Origin of the sequence: Streptomyces sp. (assembly GCF_031178505.1) — a bacterium.
Taxonomy (GTDB): domain Bacteria; phylum Actinomycetota; class Actinomycetes; order Streptomycetales; family Streptomycetaceae; genus Streptomyces; species Streptomyces gulbargensis.
Genome location: NZ_JAPSIW010000714.1, coordinates 1 through 3564, shown reverse-complemented (window position 1 = coordinate 3564; position 3564 = coordinate 1). Strand labels below are relative to the sequence as shown.

Genomic DNA, 3564 nt, shown 5'->3' with positions numbered 1-3564 from the left:
ACCAGTGCGAAACCGGCCAGGCCCTGGTGCTCGGGCTTGATCTCGAAGCCGGCGGTGGGGGCCTTCATGGTGTCGCCGAGGACGATGCCCCGGTACGCGCCCCAGGCGATCATGAGGAAGACGCCGGCGACGAAGACGTACGTCGGGATGGCGAAGAGGGTGCCCGACTCCTTGACGCCGCGCAGGTTCATCAGCGTCAGCAGCACGATCACGGCGACGGCCGAGGCCACCTTGTGCTCGACGACGAAGGGCACGGCGGAGCCGAGGTTCTCGATGCCCGAGGAGATCGAGACGGCGACGGTGAGGACGTAGTCGACGAGCAGCGCGCTCGCGACGGTCAGGCCGGCCTTGGGCCCCAGGTTGGTGTTGGCGACCTCGTAGTCGCCGCCGCCGCTCGGGTACGCGTGCACGTTCTGCCGGTACGAGGCGACGACCGTGAACATCAGGACGACGACCGCCAGCGCGATCCAGGGGCTGAAGTGGTACGCCGACAGGCCCGCGATGGAGAGGACCAGCAGCACCTCGCCTGGTGCGTACGCCACCGAGGACAGCGGGTCGGAGGCGAAGACGGGGAGGGCGACCCGCTTGGGAAGGAGGGTTTCTCCCAGCCTGTCGCTGCGCAGGGCCCGCCCGATCAGGATGCGTTTGGGCACGTCGGTCAGTTTGGACACGGAGAGGATCGTAAGCGTTCGAAAAGAGCCATGTGCATCGGCACCCCCGATGCGCACCGAATCTCCCTGACTACCACCTCGGATGCGGTCCCGGCCAGCGTTGCCGCTTAAGCTCGGACCGGGCAACCCGGCAAGGGCGTTGCCCGCCATGGCCCGGGCTATCGGGTGAGGAAAGTTGTGAGCAGGGTGTTTTCGCAGGTCAGCAGGGCGATCAGGAGTGCGGGGTAAGGGGACGTGCACATCGTCATCATGGGCTGCGGGCGAGTGGGAGCCGCTCTCGCGCAGACGCTCGAACAGCAGGGCCACACCGTCGCGGTGGTGGACCAGGACCCGACGGCTTTCCGCCGTCTGGGCTCGGGCTTCGGCGGCCGGCGCGTCACCGGTGTCGGCTTCGACCAGGACACCCTGCGTGAGGCGGGCATCGAGGAGGCCGGCGCCTTCGCCGCGGTGAGCAGCGGCGACAACTCCAACATCATCGCCGCCCGGGTGGCGCGCGAGATGTTCGGCGTCGAGAACGTCGCCGCGCGCATCTACGACCCGCGCCGTGCCGAGGTCTACCAGCGTCTGGGCATCCCGACCGTGGCCACGGTCCGCTGGACCGCCGACCAGATGCTGCGCCGGCTGCTGCCCTCGGGCGCGGAGCCGCTGTGGCGGGACCCGAGCGGTGGTGTCCAGCTCGCCGAGGTGCACACCTCCCCCGCCTGGATCGGCCACAAGATCAGCACCCTGCAGGAGGAGACCGGCGTCCGTGTCGCGTTCCTCACCCGGCTGGGCGAGGCGGTCCTGCCGACCTCCCAGACGGTGCTCCAGGAGGGTGATCTGGTGCACGTGATGATGCGTACGGAGGACATCGCGAAGGTCGAGGCGGTCTTCGCCGAGGGTCCCGAGGAGGGCGGTCACTGATGCGTGTCGCAATTGCGGGCGCGGGCGCGGTGGGCCGTTCCATCGCCGGCGAGCTGCTCGAGAACGGGCACGAGGTGCTGCTGGTCGACAAGGCGCCGACCGCCATCTCGGTGGAGCGGGTGCCGCAGGCCGAGTGGCTGCTCGCCGACGCCTGTGAGATCACCTCGCTCGACGAGGCCGCGTTGCAGCGCTGCAACGTGGTGATCGCGGCGACCGGCGACGACAAGGTGAACCTGGTCGTGTCGCTGCTCGCCAAGACGGAGTACGGCGTGCCGCGGGTCGTCGCCCGCGTCAACAACCCGAAGAACGAGTGGCTGTTCAACGAGGCCTGGGGTGTGGACGTCGCGGTGTCGACGCCGCGTCTGATGTCGGCCCTGGTGGAGGAGGCGGTGAGCGTCGGCGACCTGGTCCGGCTGCTCCGCTTCAGTCACGGCGACGCCAACCTGGTGGAGCTGACGCTGCCGCCGGAGTCGGCCATCGCGGGGACGGCGGTGGGCGACGTGGCCTGGCCCCAGGACACCTCCCTCGTCACCATCATCCGCGGCTCGCGGGTCCTCACGCCGAGCGCGGAGGAGACGCTGGAGGCGGGCGACGAGCTTCTGTTCGTGGCCGCCCAGGCGCGCGAGGAGCAGCTGGAGGACCTGCTGTCCGTCCGCCGGGAGATCACCGAGGACTGAGGCGGGCTGGGGCACGCCGCCGCCGGGGCCGTACGACCGCGTCCCCCGCGGCCCGGCGCCGTACCACCGCCCGCGCCCCCGAGCTCACGCGCAAGGGCCCGGACCCCGTCGTCACCGACCGGGGTCCGGGCCCTTCCCGCGTGTGCGGGTACGGCGGCGTGGTGGCCGTCAGGCCTCGGGGCCGCCCCCGGTGCCGGGGCGCTGCGCGGCCGCCTTGCGCTCCTTCTCGGCGCGCTCCTCCGCCTCCATCTCGGCGAAGACGTCGATCGGCGGCGGGGCCTTCGCCAGGAAGACCCAGGTCAGGTAGACGGCGAGCAGGAACGGCGGGATCTTCAGGGCGACCGACACCCAGCCGAACTTGGTGGGGTCGGCCCACCAGTACAGCGGGAAGAGGATCGCGCACTTGCCGAGGAGGATCAGGCCCCAGGCCCAGCTGGCCTTCGCGTAGGCCTTCTTGCGTCCGGGGTTACGGGTGCGCCAGGAGAGGTTCTCCTTGAAGACCGGGCCGAGGATGAGGCCGATCAGCGGGACGCCGGCGAGAGTGGTGACGATGTACGCCAGGGCGAGGCCCAGGGTGTACAGCATGCCCGGCAGGTAGAAGTCCTTGGCGTTGCCCGTCATCATCGCGAAGACGACACCGAAGGCGACGCCGAAGACGCCGCTGAAGGCGTGCTTGACGGTGTCGCGGCGGATCAGCCGGACGGCGACGAGGACCAGCGAGACGGCCAGGGCGGCGACGGCCGAGACGTGCAGGTTCTTGTTGACCGTGAAGATCGTGACGAACAGCAGGCCGGGCAGCACCGTCTCGATCATGCCCCGCAGGCCGCCGAAGGCCTCGAACAGGGCGGCCTCGGTCACCGCCTTGTCGGCCTGCGCGGACTGGTCCACCGATCCGGCGGGGCCCGTCGGTCCCGTCCGGCCCGTGGGGTCCGTCGGGCCGAGCGGGCCCGTCCGGTCGGCCGTCGGCTTGTCGAGAGACGTCACCGGCTACTCCTGTCCGAGCGGTCGGAGCTCGTATTTGGGGTTGAAGAGGACGCGCCGGCCGTGGCTCAGGGAGATCCGGCCGGAGGCGATCAGCCTGCGGCCGGGCTCGATGCCCACGATGGACCGCCGGCCCAGCCACACGACGTCCAGCGGTGCCGTGCCGTCGAACAGCTCGGCCTCCAGCGCGGGTACACCGGCCCGCGGACGCAGCGTCACCGTGCGCAAGGTACCAGTCACCTTGACTATCTGGCGGTCGGAGCACTTGGCGATGGCCGTGCACCCGGACGCCTGGGCGTCCTCCTGGAGCTCCTCCGACTCCAGGTCCTCCG

5 protein-coding genes are annotated in these 3564 nt (G+C 70.6%); 2 read left to right on the top strand and 3 right to left on the bottom strand.

Annotated features, from left to right (window positions below; translation table 11 throughout):
• Nucleotides 1-671: amino acid permease (locus RIF68_RS31000; RefSeq protein WP_309054591.1), on the bottom strand; the 671-nt coding region annotated here is incomplete at its 3' end.
• 234 nt (nucleotides 672-905) lie between these two features.
• Here RIF68_RS31000 and RIF68_RS30995 point away from each other — a divergent pair.
• Nucleotides 906-1574 (top strand): TrkA family potassium uptake protein, encoded by a 669-nt coding sequence (locus RIF68_RS30995; RefSeq protein ID WP_309054590.1) that lies wholly within the window; start codon nucleotides 906-908, stop codon nucleotides 1572-1574.
• Nucleotides 1574-2251: a TrkA family potassium uptake protein gene (locus tag RIF68_RS30990; protein WP_309054589.1), complete on the top strand. Its 678-nt coding sequence runs from the start codon at nucleotides 1574-1576 to the stop codon at nucleotides 2249-2251. The genes RIF68_RS30995 and RIF68_RS30990 overlap by 1 nt, the downstream gene beginning before the upstream one ends.
• Before the next feature lie 168 nt (nucleotides 2252-2419).
• On the opposite strand, the gene RIF68_RS30985 is transcribed toward RIF68_RS30990, so the two are convergent.
• Both RIF68_RS30985 and RIF68_RS30980 read right to left on the bottom strand, forming a co-directional pair.
• Nucleotides 2420-3235, bottom strand: coding sequence for a DUF3159 domain-containing protein (locus RIF68_RS30985; RefSeq protein WP_375165204.1), 816 nt, complete (start codon nucleotides 3233-3235; stop codon nucleotides 2420-2422).
• A gap of 3 nt (nucleotides 3236-3238) precedes the next feature.
• A partial coding sequence (locus RIF68_RS30980) for an OB-fold nucleic acid binding domain-containing protein (protein ID WP_309054588.1) occupies nucleotides 3239-3564 on the bottom strand: 326 nt, incomplete at its 5' end.